16 protein-coding genes are annotated in these 18,283 nt (G+C 72.4%); 14 read left to right on the forward strand and 2 right to left on the reverse strand.

The genetic code is table 11. The features are described 5' to 3' along the window. Nucleotides 1-48 precede the first annotated feature (48 nt). Genes JIG38_RS17370 through JIG38_RS17390 form a run of 5 tightly spaced genes read left to right on the forward strand, consistent with a single transcriptional unit; the run spans nt 49 to nt 6,365 of the window. A complete protein-coding gene (locus JIG38_RS17370; protein ID WP_199424992.1) occupies nt 49-1,584 on the forward strand; it encodes a sugar ABC transporter ATP-binding protein in 1,536 nt (511 codons plus the stop codon). After that, the gene (locus JIG38_RS17375; protein WP_199424993.1) at nt 1,581-2,642 is read left to right on the forward strand and encodes an ABC transporter permease; all 1,062 of its coding nucleotides are present in this window, start codon (nt 1,581-1,583) and stop codon (nt 2,640-2,642) included. The genes JIG38_RS17370 and JIG38_RS17375 overlap by 4 nt, the downstream gene beginning before the upstream one ends. Further along, nucleotides 2,639-3,670 carry an ABC transporter permease subunit gene (locus tag JIG38_RS17380; RefSeq protein WP_199424994.1) on the forward strand — a complete coding sequence of 344 codons (1,032 nt, stop codon included), beginning with the start codon at nt 2,639-2,641 and terminating at the stop codon, nt 3,668-3,670. The genes JIG38_RS17375 and JIG38_RS17380 overlap by 4 nt, the downstream gene beginning before the upstream one ends. Before the next feature lie 53 nt (nt 3,671-3,723). After that, a complete protein-coding gene (locus JIG38_RS17385) occupies nt 3,724-5,238 on the forward strand; it encodes a sugar ABC transporter ATP-binding protein (protein ID WP_199424995.1) in 1,515 nt (504 codons plus the stop codon). Next, nucleotides 5,235-6,365, forward strand: coding sequence for a LacI family DNA-binding transcriptional regulator (locus JIG38_RS17390; protein ID WP_307845001.1), 1,131 nt, complete (start codon nt 5,235-5,237; stop codon nt 6,363-6,365). Before JIG38_RS17385 ends, JIG38_RS17390 begins: the two co-directional genes overlap by 4 nt. A gap of 31 nt (nt 6,366-6,396) precedes the next feature. On the opposite strand, the gene JIG38_RS17395 is transcribed toward JIG38_RS17390, so the two are convergent. Beyond that, entirely contained in the window at nt 6,397-7,032 is a 636-nt protein-coding gene (locus tag JIG38_RS17395; RefSeq protein ID WP_199425050.1) for a potassium channel family protein, read from the reverse strand. 124 nt (nt 7,033-7,156) lie between these two features. Next, nucleotides 7,157-8,527 carry a TrkH family potassium uptake protein gene (locus tag JIG38_RS17400; protein WP_199424996.1) on the reverse strand — a complete coding sequence of 457 codons (1,371 nt, stop codon included), beginning with the start codon at nt 8,525-8,527 and terminating at the stop codon, nt 7,157-7,159. A gap of 117 nt (nt 8,528-8,644) precedes the next feature. Here JIG38_RS17400 and JIG38_RS17405 point away from each other — a divergent pair, with 117 nt between their 5' ends. The 9 genes from JIG38_RS17405 (at nt 8,645) to JIG38_RS17445 (ending at nt 18,276) form a co-directional block, all read left to right on the forward strand. Continuing rightward, a complete protein-coding gene (locus tag JIG38_RS17405) occupies nt 8,645-9,841 on the forward strand; it encodes an acetoin utilization protein AcuC (protein WP_233405206.1) in 1,197 nt (398 codons plus the stop codon). A gap of 164 nt (nt 9,842-10,005) precedes the next feature. Beyond that, a complete protein-coding gene (locus JIG38_RS17410; protein ID WP_199424997.1) occupies nt 10,006-10,218 on the forward strand; it encodes a helix-turn-helix domain-containing protein in 213 nt (70 codons plus the stop codon). Nucleotides 10,219-10,455: 237 nt separating this feature from the next. Then, nucleotides 10,456-10,554 (forward strand): 30S ribosomal protein bS22, encoded by a 99-nt coding sequence (locus JIG38_RS17415; protein ID WP_003792170.1) that lies wholly within the window; start codon nt 10,456-10,458, stop codon nt 10,552-10,554. 309 nt (nt 10,555-10,863) lie between these two features. Next, a complete protein-coding gene (locus JIG38_RS17420) occupies nt 10,864-11,877 on the forward strand; it encodes a LacI family DNA-binding transcriptional regulator (RefSeq protein ID WP_199424998.1) in 1,014 nt (337 codons plus the stop codon). A 367-nt stretch (nt 11,878-12,244) separates the two neighbouring features. After that, entirely contained in the window at nt 12,245-13,660 is a 1,416-nt protein-coding gene (locus tag JIG38_RS17425; RefSeq protein WP_199424999.1) for an ABC transporter substrate-binding protein, read from the forward strand. A gap of 120 nt (nt 13,661-13,780) precedes the next feature. Further along, entirely contained in the window at nt 13,781-14,740 is a 960-nt protein-coding gene (locus JIG38_RS17430; RefSeq protein WP_199425000.1) for a carbohydrate ABC transporter permease, read from the forward strand. After that, complete coding sequence (locus tag JIG38_RS17435) at nt 14,740-15,663, forward strand: carbohydrate ABC transporter permease (protein ID WP_199425001.1); 924 nt, start codon at nt 14,740-14,742, stop codon at nt 15,661-15,663. The genes JIG38_RS17430 and JIG38_RS17435 overlap by 1 nt, the downstream gene beginning before the upstream one ends. Nucleotides 15,664-15,739: 76 nt before the next feature. Further along, nucleotides 15,740-17,251, forward strand: a complete 1,512-nt coding sequence (gene arfA / locus JIG38_RS17440) for an arabinosylfuranosidase ArfA (RefSeq protein WP_199425002.1) — start codon at nt 15,740-15,742, stop codon at nt 17,249-17,251. After that, a complete protein-coding gene (locus tag JIG38_RS17445; RefSeq protein WP_199425003.1) occupies nt 17,248-18,276 on the forward strand; it encodes an arabinan endo-1,5-alpha-L-arabinosidase in 1,029 nt (342 codons plus the stop codon). Before arfA ends, JIG38_RS17445 begins: the two co-directional genes overlap by 4 nt. The last annotated feature ends 7 nt before the right edge of the window (nt 18,277-18,283 follow it).

An 18,283-nucleotide genomic window follows, 5' to 3' on the forward strand; every position in this document is an offset into this window, starting at 1 on the left:
CCCCCCGCCGTGGCCCCCGGGTCGACGACGAGAAAGCTGCTGAACCCCATGCCTGCGGACACCGAAGCCCCAGCCCTGGTCGAGATGCGTGGCATCACCATCCGGTTCCCGGGCGTGCTCGCCCTCGACCACGTCGACCTCCGCCTGCGCCCGGGCGAGGTGCACGCGCTCATGGGGGAGAACGGCGCGGGCAAGTCGACCCTCATCAAGGCGCTCACGGGCGTGTACGCCGTCGACAGCGGGACCATCACGGTCGCGGGCGCCGACCGGACGTTCGCCTCGACGGCGGACGCCCAGGCCGCCGGCATCTCGACGGTGTACCAGGAGGTCAACCTCTGCCCGAACCTCTCGGTCGGGGAGAACATCATGCTCGGCCACGAGCGGCGTCGCGGCGGGGTCATCGACTGGCGCGCCACGCACGCGGACGCCGCGCGGCACGTCCGGTCGCTCGACCTGACGATCGACACGCGCTCGCAGCTGTCGAAGCACTCCATCGCGATCCAGCAGCTCGTCGCCATCAGCCGGGCCATGGTGCTGGACGCCAAGGTCCTCATCCTCGACGAGCCGACCTCGAGCCTCGACCGCGACGAGGTCGAGCAGCTGTTCGGCGTGATCCGGGACCTGCGTGCGCAGGGCGTGGCGATCCTCTTCGTCTCGCACTTCCTCGACCAGGTCTACGAGATCTCCGACCGCATCACGGTCCTGCGCAACGGGACGCTCGTGGGCGAGTACGCGGTCGAGGACCTCCCGCGCGACGCCCTGGTGAGCAAGATGATCGGTCGCGAGCTCGACGACCTCGAGTCGCTGTCGCGGACGGCGCACCGGGCGATCGACCGGTCCGGGGCGCCGCTCCTGCGCGCCGAGGGCATCGGCAAGCGCGGCGTGCTCGAGCCCGCCGACCTCGAGGTCTACCCCGGCGAGGTCGTGGGGCTGGCCGGCCTCCTGGGCTCCGGCCGGACCGAGCTCGTGCGGCTGCTCTACGGGGCCGACCGTGCCGACACCGGCCACGTCAGCGTGCGGGGCGAGCACGCGCGCATGACGTCGCCGCGGCACGCGATCGACCGGCGGATCGCGTTCTCCTCCGAGGACCGCCGCGGCGAGGGCATCGTGGCGGACCTCACCGTCGCGGAGAACATCGTGCTCGGGATCCAGGCGCGACGCGGCTGGGCGCGCAAGATCCGCAAGAGCGAGCAGGACGCCGTCGTCGCCGAGTACATCGCGGCGCTCGGCGTGCGGCCCGCGGACCCGGACGCCGTCGTCGGCAACCTGTCGGGCGGCAACCAGCAGAAGGTCCTCCTCGCGCGGTGGCTCGCCACGGCGCCCGAGCTGCTGGTGCTCGACGAGCCGACGCGCGGCATCGACGTCGGCGCCAAGGCGGACATCCAGCACAAGGTCTCCGAGCTCTCGGCCCAGGGACTGTCGGTGATCTTCATCTCCTCCGAGCTCGAGGAGGTGCTGCGCCTGGCGCAGCGGATCGCCGTCCTGCGCGACCGCAGGAAGATCGGTGAGCTCGACTCGGGCGAGGTCGACCTCGACGGGCTCGTGGACTACCTCGCCAACGCGGGGAAGGGGAGTGCGGCATGACGGGGATCCTCCGGCACCGGCTGTTCTGGCCCGCGGCGGCGCTGCTCGCGCTCGTCGTGGTCAACTCGGTCGCGCGCCCGCAGTTCCTGCGGATCACGATGCGCGACGGCGAGCTGTTCGGCGCCGTCGTGGACATCCTGCGCAACAGCGCCCCGCTCATGCTCGTGGCGCTCGGCATGACGATCGTCATCGCGACGCGGGGGATCGACCTCTCGGTCGGGGCGATCATGGCGGTCTCCGGCGCGGTCGCGCTGACGATCATCGACGGGTCGGGCGACCCCGAGAACCTCGGGACCGTGCTCGTCGCCGTCCTCGTCGCGGTGCTCGTCGCGCTCGTGCTCGGCGTGTGGAACGGGTTCCTCGTCGCGGTGCTCGGCATCCAGCCGATCATCGCGACCCTCGTCCTCATGCTCGCGGGCCGCGGCGTCGCTCTGCTCATCACCGGGGGCTTCATCACCACGGTGAACTCGGCGCCGTTCGCGTACATCGCGAGCGGCTACCTCACCGTGCTGCCCTTCGCCTTCTTCATCTCGGTCGCCGCGATCGCGGTCGTCGCGCTCGTCGAACGCCGGACGGCCCTCGGGGTGCTGACCGAGGCGGTGGGCGTCAACCCCGAGGCCTCGCGGCTCGCCGGAGTGCGGCAGCGGGGCATCGTCTGGGGCGCCTACATCGTCAGCGGGACGCTCGCCGGCGTCGCCGGCGTGATCTACGCCTCGAACATCAAGGCGGCCGACGCGAACGCGGCGGGCCTCTTCATCGAGCTCTACGCGATCCTCGCGGTGGTGCTCGGCGGGACGTCGCTCAACGGCGGCAAGTTCTCGATCGCGGGCACCGTGATCGGCGTCCTCATCATCCAGACCCTCGACTCGACGATCCTCTTCCTCGGCGTCCCGTCCGCGGAGAGCCCCGTGTTCTTCGCCGTCGTCGTCGTGGCCGTCGTGGTCATCCAGTCACCGCGCGTGAGGAGCGCACTGAGGTCGCTCACGGCGTCCCGACACTCCCGGCGTCGTGCCGACGTCCCGGACCAGCAGCGCGAGAAGGCGGAGGTGGCGCGGTGAGCGCGACGACGGCACACCAGGCACGCGAGGCGCGGACCCGCTCGTCGGCCGCGCGCTACGAGGGCTTCATCAGCAGGCACGCCGCGACGACGCCGACGTTCGCCGCGGTGCTCATCCTCGTGGTGCTCCTCGCGGGCGCCGAGGCGTTCCTGCCCGGCAACTTCGTGGCGCCGGGCAACATGTCCGCCCTCCTGCTCGACAACGCCTACCTGCTGGTGCTCGCCGCGGGCATGACGTTCGTCATCCTCACGGCGGGCATCGACCTCTCCGTGGGCTCCGTCATGGCCTTCACCGGCATCCTCGGCGCGCAGCTGCTCGCCCAGGGCACGCCCACCGTGCTCGCCGTCGCGGTCATGCTGCTGTCCGGCGCCGCGATCGGCCTGCTCATCGGGGTGCTCGTGCAGTACTTCCACGTGCAGCCGTTCATCGCCTCGCTCGGCGGGCTCTTCCTCGCGCGCGGCCTCGCATTCGTCGTCAGCCTGCAGTCCATCAAGGTCGAGGACCCGGCGATCCTCTGGCTCCAGCAGACGCGCTTCCGGCTCGACATGTTCTACATCACGCCGACCGGGCTCATCGCGCTCCTGGTCGTGGCGGTGTCGGCGGTCGTCCTGCACCTCACGCGCTTCGGCCGGACGATCTACGCGATCGGCGGCAGCGAGCACTCCGCACGGCTCATGGGCCTGAGCGTGGCGCGCACCAAGGTCGCGGCCTACGTCATCAGCGGCTCGTGCGGCGGGCTCGCCGGCCTGCTGCTCACGGCGTACTCGGGTGCCGGCTACCCGCGCAACGGCATCGGGACCGAGCTCGACGCGATCGCCGCCGTCGTCATCGGCGGCACGCTCCTCACGGGCGGGCGCGGCTACGTGCTCGGGTCCCTCGTGGGCGTCCTCGTGTTCGGGACGATCAAGACGATCATCTCGTTCATGGGCGCCGAGCAGTCCTGGATGCAGATCATCATCGGCGGCCTGCTCCTGCTGTTCATCGTGGTGCAGCGCGCCATCGTCGCGCGCTCCGAGCGGCAACGGTAGCGACCATCACGAGGACGGCGGCCGCGCCCCGGGCCCTGCGCGATGATGGTCCGGTGGACGGGGCGCGACCGCTGCTCGAGCTGACCGGCGCGACGGTGCGATTCGGCGCCGACGCGGCGCTCGACGACGTCTCCTTCCGCATGTTCCCGGGCGAGGTGCACTCGCTCATGGGGGAGAACGGCGCGGGCAAGTCGACCCTCATCAAGGCCATCACGGGCGCGCTGCCCCTGGACGCCGGCACGCTCGTGCTCGACGGTCGGACGGTCCGGTTCGCCACGCCGCACGAGGCGCAGCGCGCGGGGATCAGCACGGTCTACCAGGAGATCGATCTGCTGCCCAACGTCTCGGTCGCGGAGAACGTCCTGCTCGGCCGCGAGCCCCGCCGGCTCGGCTTCGTCGACCACCGGCTCATGCGCCGCCAGGCGGCCGACGTCCTGCGCGACCTCGGGCTCGAGGTGGACCCCGGGTCGATGCTCGCGACGCACCCGGTCGCGGTGCAGCAGCTCGTCGCGATCGCGCGCGCCATCTCGACGGACGTCAAGGTGCTCGTCCTGGACGAGCCGACGTCGAGCCTCGACCTGGACGAGGTCGCCGAGCTCTTCCGCGTCGTCCGGCAGCTCACGGCGCGCGGCGTCGCGGTGCTCTTCGTGTCGCACTTCCTCGACCAGGTGTACGAGCTGTGCGACCGCGTGACGGTGCTGCGGGACGGCAAGCTCGTCGGCGAGTACCTCACGCGCGAGCTCCTGCGGATCGACCTGGTGCAGAAGATGCTCGGCCGGCAGGTCTCGGACTTCAAGGACCGCGAGCGCGGGCCGACGGTCGGACCCGAGGAGCAGCCGCTCCTGCGCGCGCGCGGCGTGACGGCGTCGCGCGGGATCCAGCGGGCCGACGTCGACCTCGCGGAGGGGGAGGTCGTCGGGGTGGCCGGTCTCCTGGGCTCGGGGCGCACCGAGCTCGCGCGCGCCGTCACCGGCATCTCGCCGCTCGACGAGGGCTCGATCGAGGTCGAGGGCGCGGGGGTGCGGCTCGACTCGCCGCGGCGCGCGATCGACCTGGGCGTCGTCTACTCGTCGGAGAACCGGCGGACCGAGGGCATCGTCGCCGAGCTCTCGGTGCTCGACAACATCACGCTCGCCCTCCAGGCGCAGCGCGGAGCCCTGCGCCGGATCCCGCCCGCGCGCCGGCGTGAGCTCGCGCAGAGCTGGGTGGAGGCGCTCGGCATCCGTCCGGCGGACCTGGACCGTCCGGCGGGGACGCTGTCGGGCGGCAACCAGCAGAAGGTGCTCCTCGCGCGGCTGCTCGCCCTCGCGCCCCGGCTGCTCGTGCTCGACGAGCCCACGCGCGGGATCGACGTCGGCGCGAAGGTCGAGATCCAGAACCTCGTGGGCGAGCTCGCGGACAACGGCCTGGCCGTGCTGTTCATCTCCGCCGAGCTCGAGGAGGTGCTGCGCGTCTCGGACCGCGTCGTCGTCCTGCGGGACGGACGGCTCGTCGACACGTTCGACTCGGCGGACGTCACCACGGACTCGCTCCTCGTCCTCGTCGCGCGGCCGGACGAGGGGGAGTGACCGTGGACGACGGCAAGCCGGCCCGCGCCGCGACGATCTTCGACGTCGCACGCCTCGCCGGCGTCTCGCACCAGACGGTCTCGCGCGTGCTCAACGGGCAGCCGAACGTCCGGCCCGAGACGCGGGCGCGCGTCGAGCACGCGATCGCGCAGCTGCGCTACAGCCCGTCGCCCGCCGCCCGCTCGCTCGTCACGCGCCGCACGCGCACCGTCGGCCTCATCGCGCCCAACGTCTCGGACCACGGCCCGACCCGCATCGGCATGCACTTCTCGATGGCCGCCCGGGCTGCGCGCTACAGCGTCGAGACCGTCACGACCGTGGACGACGACCCGGGCGCCGTCCAGGCGGCGATCGAGGGCCTGCTGCGCCAGCGGGTGGACGCGATCGTGCTCATCGTCATGGACATCGGCGTCGTGGAGATGGTCCGAGGGCTCGACCTCTCGGTGCCCGTGGTCGCCGCGGCGTCGTCGGCGCGGCGCAGCCCGCTCCTGGTCCAGATCGACCAGTACCGGGGTGCCCGGGCCGCCGTGCGTCACCTCGCCGAGCTGGGGCACACGCGCATCGCGCACCTCGCGGGGCCGGCGCGCGCGGCCGACGCCGTCGAGCGGATCCGGGGCTGGCGCGACGAGCTCGCGGAGCGCGGCCTGCCCGTCGTCGACCTCGTCTACGGCGACTGGTCGGCGGGCGGCGGCTACCGGATCGGCCGCGAGATGGACGTCGAGCCGGGCATGGCCGTGTTCGCCTCGAACGACCTCATGGCCCTCGGGCTCCTCTCGGCGCTGCGCGAGCGGGCCTTCAGCGTGCCGGACGACGTCAGCGTCGTCGGCTTCGACGACATCCCCGAGGCCGCGTACCTCTACCCGCCCCTGACGACGGTCCGGCAGGACTTCGCCGCGCTCGGCGGTCTCATGCTGCAGAAGGTGCTCGTCGCGCTCGAGGAGGGCCAGGCCGAGACCACGGACACCCCGCTGCCGACCCAGCTCGTGGTCCGCGAGTCCACCCGCGCCCGGGACGTCGCCGCCTGGACCCCGACCCCGACCCTCATCCGGCCCCAGCCCCAGCCCCAGCCCCAGCCCCAGTCCACGTCCCACCGCGCCTCACCCGACCCCACCCCCTCCCCGAGATGACGACTCCGCAGGAGTCGTCATCTCGGCGAGGTCAGGGGCGGGCCGCGAAGCGCTCGAGGAGCTCGGCGTGGCCCGAGACGATGAGCAGGTCGTTCGCCGAGATGCGCGTGTCGTCCGTCGCGTACACGAACTCCTCGCCCGGGGGCTTCACGCCGATGACCGTGACGCCGTACCGCTTGCGGATCTGGGACTGCGCGATCGTGAACCCCTGCGTCTCGCGCGGCGGTCGCATCTTGACGATCGTGAAGCCGTCCTCGACCTCGATGTAGTCGAGCAGCTTGCCCGACACGAGGTGCGCGACCCGGTTGCCCGCGTCGGCCTCCGGGAGCACGACGTGGTGGGCGCCGATGCGCTGCAGGATGCGCGAGTGCTCGGCCGAGATGGCCTTGGCCCAGATCTGCGGCGTCCCCAGGTCGACGAGGTTGCCCGTGATGAGCACGCTCGCCTCGAGCGACGTGCCCACACCGACGACGGCGACGGGGAAGTCCCGGGCGCCCAGCTGGACGAGCGCCTCGGGGTTCGTCGCGTCCGCCTCGACGAGGGGGAACCGTCCCGTGTAGTGCTGGACGAGCGTGGCGTCGCGCTCGACGGCGAGGACGTCGTGGCCCAGCCGGTCGAGCGTCAGCGCGATCGACGAGCCGAACCGGCCCAGCCCGACGACGAGCACCCCGGCGTCGCGCGCCTCCTCCTTCTCGCCGCCGCGCCGGGACGCGCGGACGCTGCGGGTGCTGCCCTCGCTGCTCCGGGCCTCGAGGCCCTGGGGGCCGTCCTCGCCGGGACGGCGGTCGTTGTCAGCCAATGATCGGCCTCTCCTCGGGGTACCGGATGACCCGGCGCCGGTCACGCAGCGCGAGCGCCGCTGCGAACGTGATGGTGCCCGTGCGGCCCACGAACATGAGGGCGGACAGCACGTACTTGGCCTCTGCGGGCAGGTCGGCCGTGATGCCCGTGCTCAGCCCCACCGTCGCGAACGCCGAGATCACCTCGAACAGGACGACGTCGAGGCTCAGCCCGGTGATCTCGAGCAGGAGCAGGGTCGCGAGCAGCACCGCGGTCGCGCCGACGAACACGACGGCGACGGCGAGCCGGAGCGACTCGCGGGGGATCCGCCGCCCGAACGCCTCGACGTCCCGGTCGCCGCGCGCCTCGGAGACGATCGCGAGGAGCATGACCGCGAGCGTGGTCACCTTGATGCCGCCGGCCGTCGACGCGCTGCCGCCGCCGACGAACATCAGGGCGTCGTTGATGAGCCACGTCGACTCCTTCATCTCCCCGACCTCGACGGTCGAGAAGCCGCCCGAGCGCGGCATGACGCCCGCGAAGAGCGCTGCGAGGACCTTGCCGGACGTGTCGAGCGTGCCGAACGTCGCCCGGTTGCCCCACTCGGCCGCCGCGATGAGCACGGTCCCGACGACGACGAGCGCCGCCGACGTCGTGACGGTGAGCTTGGTGTGCAGGCTCCAGCGCCGCACCGCGCGTCGGCGCTGGGCGATGTTGAGGATCACCGGGAAGCCCAGGGACCCGATGAACACGCCGACCACGATGGGCAGGCCGATCCACCAGTCCGAGACGAACGGGTCGAGGCCCTCGGCCGTCGGCACGAAGCCCGCGTTGTTGAAGGCCGAGACGGCGTAGAAGACGCCGTGCCACACGGCATCGCCGAAGCTCTCGCCGACGACGGCGAAGCGGGGGATGAGGGCGAGCGCGATGGCGACCTCGAGCGCGGTCGAGGTGAGGATGACGACGCGCAGCAGCGAGCCGACCTCGCCGAGGCCGGCCGAGCGCGTCTCGGTCGCCGTGAGCAGCTTCTGGGTGAGCCCGATGCGGCGCGAGACGGCGATGCCCAGCAGCGACGCGAGCGTCATGACGCCCAGGCCGCCCACCTTGATCCCGACGAGGATGACGACCTGCCCGAAGAGCGACCAGTAGGTGCCCGTGTCGACGGTCGTCAGGCCGGTGACGCAGACCGCGGAGACCGCGGTGAAGAGCGCGTCCTCGAAGGGTGCGCGCGTGCCGGCGGCCGTCGCCTGCGGCACGGACAGGAGCGCCGTGAACACCGCGATGACGGCGGCGAACACCGACAGCGCGAGGCGCGCCGGCGACTGACGCGCGACCCGGTCGACGAACTCCCGGCCCAGCAGGAGCGGGCGGGGCAGCTCCATCCCCGCACCTCCTGGTCCCGTGTGGCGGCTGCTCGACGGACAACTCTGGCACGTCGCGGCGCACCCGACCGCCGGACGCGCCCGTCGCACCCGCCGCGCCGCGGGCTACGGTGAGGCATGGTCCCGCCCGCACCCGCCGTGCGTACCCGGTTCGTGTGGTCCGAGGCCCTCCTGGGCTACGACTTCGGCCCGACCCACCCGATGAACCCGATCCGCCTCGACCTCACCTTCCGTCTCGCGCGCGACCTCGGGGTGCTCGACGCGCCGGGCGTCGAGGTGGTGGGCGCCGAGCCGGCCGACGACGAGGTCCTGGTCACGGCGCACGACGCCGACTACGTCGCGGCCGTCCGGCGCGCGTCGACCACCGGCGAGCCGGACCTCGACCGTGGTCTCGGCACCGACGACGACCCCGTGTTCCCCGGCATGCACGAGGCGTCCGCCCGCATCGTCGACGGCAGCGTGCGCGCCGCGGACGCGCTGTGCGCCGGGGAGATCGAGCACGCGGTCAACATCGCCGGCGGCATGCACCACGCGATGGCGGACCGCGCGTCCGGCTTCTGCGTGTACAACGACGCGGTGGTCGCGATCCGCCGCGCGCTCGACCGGGGCGCCGAGCGCGTCGCCTACGTCGACGTCGACGCGCACCACGGGGACGGCGTCGAGAAGGCCTTCTGGGACGACCCGCGCGTGCTCACCATCTCGATCCACGAGAGCGGGCACACCCTGTTCCCCGGCACGGGTCACCCGACCGACGTCGGCGGCCCGCACGCGCGCGGCACGGTGGTCAACGTCGCACTGCCCGCGCACACGTCGGACGTGCCGTGGCTGCGCGCCGTGACCACGCTGGTGGGCCCTCTCCTGCGCGCCTTCCGGCCGGACCTGGTCGTGAGCCAGCACGGCTGCGACGCGCACGGTCTCGACCCGCTGACCAACCTCGCGGTGTCGATCGACACGCAGCGCGCCGCGGCCGAGCTGGTGCACGACCTCGCGCACGAGGTCGCGGGCGGTCGCTGGCTCGCGCTCGGCGGCGGCGGGTACGCGGTGGCGCAGGTCGTCCCCCGCGTGTGGACCCACCTGCTGGCGATCGCGGCGCACGTGCCGGTGCCGCGCGACGCGCCCGTGCCCGAGCCGTGGCGCGAGCACGCCGCGGCCGTCTTCGGCTTCCCGCTGCCCGAGCGCATGGGCGACGGCGGCGCCGTCGCGGCGCGCCCCTGGGCCGAGGGCTACGACCCCGCGGACGACGTCGACCGCGTGGTCCTGGCGACGCGCCGCGCCGTCTTCCCGTGGCACGGGCTCGACGAGCTCTACGACTGAACGGGCGCGGACGGGCGCCCCGGAGCCGGACGGGTGAGTCACACCCGTCTCCCCTTTCACTCCAGTCACGCAGGCCACTACGGTTGCCCTGCGCGGCGATCGCCGCAGCCAGGGCGGCAGCCGTCCCGCGCCGACGCGCGCGGGCCGGGAGGGGCGAGGCGAGCATGAGCGGTGGTCCGGAGCGGCCGCGGCTGCGGTACTACACGGTGGCCGAGGTGGCCGAGACCATGCGCCTGTCGAAGATGACCGTCTACCGGCTCGTCCACAACGGCGAGCTGCCGGCCGTGCGGGTGGGCCGCTCGTTCCGCGTGCCCGAGGACGCGCTCGAGGCGTACCTCGCGGCGTCGTCGGTCGAGGGCGACCGCCTCACGTCCTGAGCCACCGCCCGCGACCGCGCGGGCACGGTCGGCGCTACGAGCCCGCGGTCGCTGCGGCGCCGCAGGCGCTGGGCGCTGAGGGGGCGCTCCTGGGAGCCCTGCTGCGGGCGCATGCGCCGGGGACGCCGGGGACGCGGTAGAGTGACGCCGGACTTTCCGCGCGCCGGGCCGCCGGCAGCCTCCCGGTTGCCTGCACGAGCCGGTCCAGCGCACCACCTGACACAGTTGCGAGGACACGTGGGCTCCGTCATCAAGAAGCGCCGCAAGCGCATGGCCAAGAAGAAGCACCGCAAGCTGCTGCGCAAGACGCGCCACCAGCGCCGCAACAAGAAGTGACCCGCCGCGCCCGCGAGGGCGCGCAGCGGTGACGCACGACCCGCGAGGCCACGCCTCCGACGACGGGCCCGGCTCCGGCCGGGCCCGTCGTGCGTCCGGGCCCGTCGTGCGTGTGAGCTCGTGTGCGTCCGGGCCCGTCGTGGGTCCGAGCGCCGCGGTCTCCGGCCGGCCGTAGGCCCGTCCTGCGTACGTGCGGGACCGCGGCCGTCCGGCTGCCGCTGGTCCTGCCCACGCCGGTGTACAACGATGTAGCCTGTGGCCGCGCCCGGAGGGGCGCAGGGGCGGCACGCCCCGGGCGGGAGGGCAGGCATGGCCGCGACGATGAACGACGTCGCCCAGCGCGCGGGCGTGTCGGTGAAGACGGTCTCCAACGTGGTCAACGGCTACCCGCACATCCGGGAGTCGACCCGCGCGCGCGTCCTCGCCGCCATCGAGGAGCTCGACTACCAGCTCAACGTCGCCGCCCGGAACCTGCGCACCGGGCGCACGGGGATCATCGCGCTCGCGCTCCCGGAGCTGAGCCTGCCGTACTTCGCCGAGCTCGCGGACTCCGTCATCCAGGCCGCCGACGCGATGGGCCTCACGGTCCTCATCGAGCAGACCGGCAGCCGGCGCGAGCGCGAGCTCGAGGTGCTCTCGGGCGCGCGGCGCCACCTCACCGACGGGCTGCTGTTCAGCCCGCTCGCGCTCGGTGCGGGCGACGAGGCGCTGCTCGACGTCGACTTCCCCATGGTGCTCCTGGGCGAGCGACTGTTCCCGGACGCCGTCGACCACGTGACGATGCAGAACGTCGAGGGGGCCCGCGCGGCCACCGAGCACCTGCTCGGGCTCGGGCGGCGCCGCGTCGCCGTCGTGGGCGTGCACCCGGGGGAGGTGGTCGGCTCGGCGGGTCTGCGCCTGCGCGGGTACCGCGAGGCGATCGAGGCCGCCGGACTGCCGTTCGACGAGCGGCTGCTCGGCGAGGCCGGGCTGTGGCACCGCTCGACGGGCGCTGCAGCGGCGGCGCACCTGCTCGACTCGGGCGCCGAGCCCGACGCGATCTTCGCGATGAACGACGCCATGGCGCTCGGCGTCCTGCACGAGCTGCAGGTGCGCGGCGTCCGCGTGCCCGACGACGTCGCGGTCATCGGGTTCGACGCGGTCGACGAGGGTGAGTACTCGAACCCCTCGCTGAGCACGGTGGACCCGGGCCGCGAGCAGATCGCCGAGACCGCCGTGCGCCTGCTCGCCGAGCAGATCGCGGACAAGGCGGGGACGCACCGCCCCCAGCGCGTCTACGCGGACTTCCGCATCCTCGAGCGCCGCTCGACCGTCCCGGCCTGACCGGCCTGATCGGCCCGTCCGGCCGTCGCGGCCTGACGCCGCGCTCTCGCGACCGGGAGAAGTGCGGGCTCTATGTCGGTGCGAAGGGTTGGTCGCGGTGGACGCGACCAACCCTTCACGCCATCGGGCGACGCCGACAGCCCACGCCCGGCGCCGCGGAGAGTCGTCCCATGTGAGCGATAACATCGTGACCTTTCCGTGATCCGGGCCCGGCTTGACCGCGGCCCGCTCTGGGGTCCATGGTTCTCTTCATCGATGTAGTACAACGATGTAGATCGGCCGTCCCGGCGGCCGCCACCGCATCGCACGGCATCGGACCGCACTGACCCGAGGCGTCCGCCCGGGGACCGGATCAAGGAGGATTCGCATGCACAGCATCCGTGGGCGGCGGCGCGACCGTCGCTGGCTCGCCGCCGGCATCGGCCTGACCGTGGCCGTCACCGGCCTCACCGCCTGCTCGGGCGGCGGCGGTGACACCGGCTCCGAGGGCACCGACACCGCGGAGGGCGGCGAGGCGGCGTCGGGCGGCGGCGAGGCGGGCTGCACGAACGAGATCAAGGTGCCCGACGCCGAGCAGGTCACGGTGTGGGCCTGGTACCCGGCGTTCGAGGGCGTCGTCGACCTCTTCAACGAGTCCCACGACGACATCCAGATCTGCTGGAGCAACGCGGGCCAGGGCAACGACGAGTACACGAAGTTCAGCACCACGATCGAGGCCGGCTCGGGTGCGCCCGACGTGATCATGCTCGAGACCGAGGTCCTGCCGAGCTTCATCATCCGCGACGCCCTGACCGACCTCAGCGAGTTCGGGGCCGACGAGGTCCAGGCCAACTACTCCGAGGGCGTGTGGGAGGACCACAGCGCCAACGGCGGCGTCTACGCGATCCCGGTCGACGGCGGCCCCATGGGGATGCTCTACCGCGAGGACATCTTCCAGGAGGCCGGCATCACGGCCCCGCCTGCCACCTGGGACGAGTTCGCCACCGCCGCGCAGCAGCTCAAGGACTCGGGCAGCGAGGCCGTCATGGCCGACTTCCCGACCAACGGCCGCGCGTTCCTCCAGGCGCTGTTCGACCAGGCGGGCTCCGAGCCGTACGTCTTCGACCAGGACAACCCGACCGACGTCACGATCAACCTCGACGACGCGGGGACCAAGCAGGTCGTCGACTACTGGTTCGACCTCGTCGACAAGGGCCTCGTCGCCACGGACGACGCGTTCACGACGGACTACAACACGAAGCTCGTCGACGGCTCGTACGCCGTCTACCTCGCCGCCGCGTGGGGCCCGGGCTACCTGTCCGGGCTCGAGGGCGCGGACCCCGACGCCGTCTGGCGCGCGGCCCCGCTCCCGCAGTGGGACGCCTCGAACCCGGTCCAGGTCAACTGGGGCGGCTCGGCCTTCGCCGTGACCTCGCAGGCGAAGAACCCCGAGGCGGCCGCCGTCGTGGCCAAGGAGATCTTCGGCACCGAGGAGGCGTGGAAGATCGGCATCGAGGAGGGCGCCCTCTTCCCGCTGTGGCTCCCGGTCCTCGAGTCGGACTACTTCCGCGACCTCGAGTACCCGTTCTTCGGCGGGCAGAAGATCAACCAGGACGTGTTCATGGAGGCCGCCGCGGGCTACGAGGGCTTCACCTTCAGCCCGTTCCAGAACTTCGCCTACGACAAGCTGACCGAGCAGATGTTCGCCGCGGTCCAGGGCGAGAAGGAGCCGGAGCAGGCCGTCGAGGACCTCCAGGACCAGGTCGTGGAGTACGCCACCAGCCAGGGCTTCACCGTCAACTGACGACCACGTCCGGCGGGGCCCCGCAGGTCCCGCCGGACGGACCCAGCCCGACCCCGTCGGCGCGGTCCGGTGCCGAGCGGCCTCGGCCCGGCACCGGCCCGCCCGCCCAAGGAGCCACCCATGTCCCAGACCCTCAGCGTGGAGGGCGCGGCACCGCCGGTGCCCGCGACGCCCGCCCGACGGCGCACCCGCGGCAGCGGCAGCATCGCCCGGGCGCGTCAGCGCAACGGCTGGCTGTTCGTCGCGCCGTTCCTCGTCGTCTTCCTCACGTTCCTCGTCGTGCCGCTCGTCTACGCGTTCTGGATGAGCCTGCACACCAAGACCCTCGCGTTCGGCGAGCGCTTCACGGGCTTCGCGAACTACGCGCAGGCGTTCAGCGACCCGCAGTTCCTCCAGGGCGTCGGCTTCGTCGTGCGCTTCTCGCTCGTGCTCATCCCGGTGCAGATGCTGGTGTCGCTCGCCGTCGCGCTCGTGCTGGACGCCCTGACCGACCGGCTCGCCAAGTTCGCGCGGCTGATGATCTTCGTCCCGTACGCGATCCCGGTCGTCATCGGCGCCATGATGTGGGGCTTCCTCTACAGCCCGCGCTTCGGCCCGATGGCGGACCTCTTCGGGCTCGTGGGGCTGGACGCGCCGGCCATGCTCAGCCCCGACAACGTGTTCGCGGGCCTGCTCAACGTGGTGACCTGGCAGTGGGCCGGCTACTACATGATCATCATCTACGCGGCGCTGCGCGGTATCGACCCCTCGATCTACGAGGCCGCGAAGATCGACGGCGCGACGAACGTCCAGATCGCGCTGCGGATCAAGGTCCCGATGATCTCCTCGGCCCTCGTCCTCATCCTCGTGTTCGCGCTGATCGGGACGCTGCAGTTCTTCACCGAGCCGCAGATCCTGCGCTCGGTCGCGGCTGGCTCGATCGACGCCGCCTTCACGCCCAACATCTACGCGTTCACGCTCGCGTTCTCGTACTCCCAGTTCAACTACGCGTCGGCGATCTCCTTCGCGCTCGGCGTCGTCGTGTTCGCCGGGTCGTACCTGTTCCTGTTCCTGACCCGCAAGAAGAGCGGACTGAGCTGATGGCCCTCAACGTCGCCGAGGTCGCCCCCGAGACGGTCGGCCGGCCCCGTGCCCGCCGTGCGGCGGGCGGCCCGGGCGCGCGCCGACCGGTGCTCGCCCACACCTTCCTCATCGTCCTCGTCCTGTACTTCGCGCTCCCGCTGTGGTGGCTCGTCGTCGGGAGCACGAAGAACATCAACGGGCTCTTCGACGGCAGCGCCGGCCCGCTGTGGTTCGACGACGAGTTCCACCTCGTCGACAACGTCCGGCAGCTGTTCACGCAGAACGGCGGCCTCTACTGGCGCTGGCTCGGCAACTCGTTCCTCTACGCGTTCGCCGGCGGCATCGGCGCGACCGTGCTGTCGATCCTCGCGGGCTACGGGTTCGCGAAGTACCGCTTCCGCGGCCGCAACCTGCTGTTCTCCGCCGTGCTCGGCTCGGTCATGGTGCCGATGACGGCGCTCGTCATCCCGACCTTCATGCTGCTCGCCCAGATGAAGCTGACCAACACGATCTGGGCGGTCATCCTGCCGTCGCTGCTCAGCCCGTTCGGGGTGTACCTCATGCGGGTCTACACGCAGGAGGCCGTGCCGGACGAGCTGCTCGACGCCGCACGCGTCGACGGAGCGGGGGACCTGCGCACCTTCCTCAGCGTCGCGCTGCCGCTCCTGCGGCCCGCGATCGTCACGGTCCTGCTGCTGTCGACGGTCGCGACGTGGAACAACTACTTCCTGCCGCTCGCGGTCCTGTCGGACACCAAGCTGCTGCCCGTGACCGTCGGCCTCGGCCAGTGGCAGGCGCAGTCCCAGGCCGGCGCGGCCGGATCCCAGCTGTGGAACCTCGTCGTCACGGGCGCGCTCATCTCGATCATCCCGCTGGTCATCTCGTTCCTGTCGCTGCAGAAGTACTGGCAGGGCGGCCTCTCGCTCGGCTCGCTCAAGTGACGGCACGGTCCGTCCTCCCGCTCGACCCGCCGGCGCCGACCGGCCGACCTCTCGCCACGCCCACGCAAGGAGAAGCATGCTCACCGCGTCCCTGACCCTCGACCCGGCCTTCACGGTCTCGCCGGTGCACCGGCGCACGTTCGGCAGCTTCGTCGAGCACCTCGGGCGCTGCGTCTACACGGGCATCCACGACCCGGAGCACCCGACGGCGGACGAGGACGGCTTCCGCAAGGACGTCGTGGAGCTCACGCACGAGCTCGGCGTGAGCACCGTGCGCTACCCGGGCGGCAACTTCGTCTCGGGCTACCGCTGGGAGGACGGGATCGGCCCGGTCGAGCAGCGTCCCGCCCGGCTCGACCTCGCGTGGCACAGCACCGAGCCGAACACGGTCGGCGTCGACGAGTTCATGCGGTGGGCGCGCAAGGCCGGCGTCGAGCCGATGATGGCGGTCAACCTCGGCACGCGCGGCGTCCAGGAGGCGCTCGACCTGCTCGAGTACTGCAACGTCGAGGGCGGCACGTACTGGTCCGACCTGCGCCGGGCGAACGGCACGGAGGCGCCCCACGGCGTGCGGATGTGGTGCCTCGGCAACGAGATGGACGGCCCCTGGCAGATCGGCCACAAGACGGCCGAGGAGTACGGCCGCCTCGCGGCCGAGGCGGCGCGCGCGATGCGCATGATCGACCCGAGCCTCGAGCTCGTCGCGTGCGGCAGCTCGAGCTCGGCGATGCCGACCTTCGGCACCTGGGAGGCCACCGTCCTCGCGGAGACGTACGAGCACGTCGACTTCGTCTCGGCGCACGCGTACTACTTCGAGACCGACGGCGACCTCGCGAGCTTCCTCGGCTCGGCGATCAACATGGACCGCTTCATCGAGGACGTCGTCGCCACCGCGGACGCGGTGCGCGCGGCCAAGGGCCTGAGCAAGCGGATCCACATCTCGTTCGACGAGTGGAACGTCTGGTACCAGCACGCGACGCCGTCGGTCCCGCCGAAGGACTCGTGGCCCGTGGCCCCGGTGCTGCTCGAGGACCACTACAACGTGGCCGACGCCGTCGTCGTCGGGAACCTGCTCATCTCGCTCCTGCGGCACAGCGACCGCGTGCGCGCGGCGAGCCTCGCCCAGCTCGTCAACGTCATCGCGCCGATCATGACCGAGCCGGGCGGGCGCATCTGGCGGCAGACGACGTTCCACCCGTTCGCACTGACGTCGCGGTACGCCGTGGGCGAGGTGCTCCGCGTCGGGCTGGCGACGCCGTCGCACGAGACCGCGACGTACGGCGACACCCCGCTCGTCGACGCGGTCGCGACGCACGACGCCGAGACGGGCGCGCTCGCGGTGTTCGCCGTGAACCGCTCGCTCACGGAGTCGATCACGGTGCAGGTCGACACGCGCGCGTTCGGCGGCGCCGAGCTCGTCGAGGCGGTCACGCTCGCGAACCCCGAGGACCCGTACGCCCGGTCCACGGTCGACGACGACGCCTCGCTCGCGCCGCGGCCCAACCCGACCGCGTGGCGCGACCGCGACGTCGTCCAGGTCGAGCTGCCGCCCGTGTCGTGGACCATGCTGCGGCTGGCGACGCGATGACGGCGCGGCCGCCTCGGCTCCTCGCGGCCGGGGCGGCCGTGCTCGCCCTCGCGACGGCGCTCACCGGGTGCGTGGGCACCGCACGTTCGACGGCCACCGCGCTCGAGCTCGAGGGCGACCTGCGCACGCACGACCCCGCGCTCGTCGTCGGCGAGGGCGACGAGCCCTGGTACGTGTTCTCGACCGGGGACGAGCGCGAGGCGGGCGGGGCGATCCAGGTCCGCACCTCGCCCGACGGGCGCGAGTGGACGTCGCTCGGCACGGTGTGGGACGCCGACGACGCGCCCGCGTGGGTCGAGGAGCTCGTCCCGGGCGTCAAGAACTACTGGGCGCCCGAGGTCTACGAGCACGACGGCACCTGGTACCTCTACTGGTCGGCGTCGACGTTCGGGAGCAACCGGTCCGTCGTCGGGCTGCACACGAACACGACGCTCGACCCGGAGGACCCCGACTACGCCTGGGTCGACCGCGGGCCCGTCGTCGCGACCGAGCGGGGCGACGACCACAACGCGATCGACCCGGGCGTGGTCGAGGACGCGGACGGCACGCCGTGGCTCGCGTTCGGCTCGTTCTGGAGCGGCATCCGCATGGTTGAGCTGGAGTGGCCCTCGGGGCTGCGCGCCGACCCGGACGCCGAGCCGCTGCGGATCGCCGACCGCGGTGCCCCGCCGAACGCGGTCGAGGCGGCCTTCGTCGTCCCGCGGGACGGCTGGTACTACCTGTTCGTCTCGAAGGACGCGTGCTGCCAGGGCGTCGCGAGCACGTACCGCATCGAGGTCGGCCGCTCGCGCGAGGTCACGGGGCCGTACGTCGACGCCGACGGCGTGCCGATGCTCGAGGACGGCGGCACGGCGGTGCTCGCGACCGACGGCCCGATGATCGGCCCCGGCGGCCAGTCGGTGTCCCGCGACCACCTCGCGTTCCACTTCTACGACGAGCGCCTCGGGGGCGAGTTCCGCCTCGCGATCCGCGAGCTCGCGTGGGTCGACGGATGGCCGGTCGCGACCCTCGCCGACGACGCCTGACCGGTCC

It is taken from the genome of Actinotalea solisilvae, from assembly GCF_016464425.1.
GTDB classification, from domain to species: Bacteria; Actinomycetota; Actinomycetes; order Actinomycetales; family Cellulomonadaceae; genus Actinotalea; species Actinotalea solisilvae.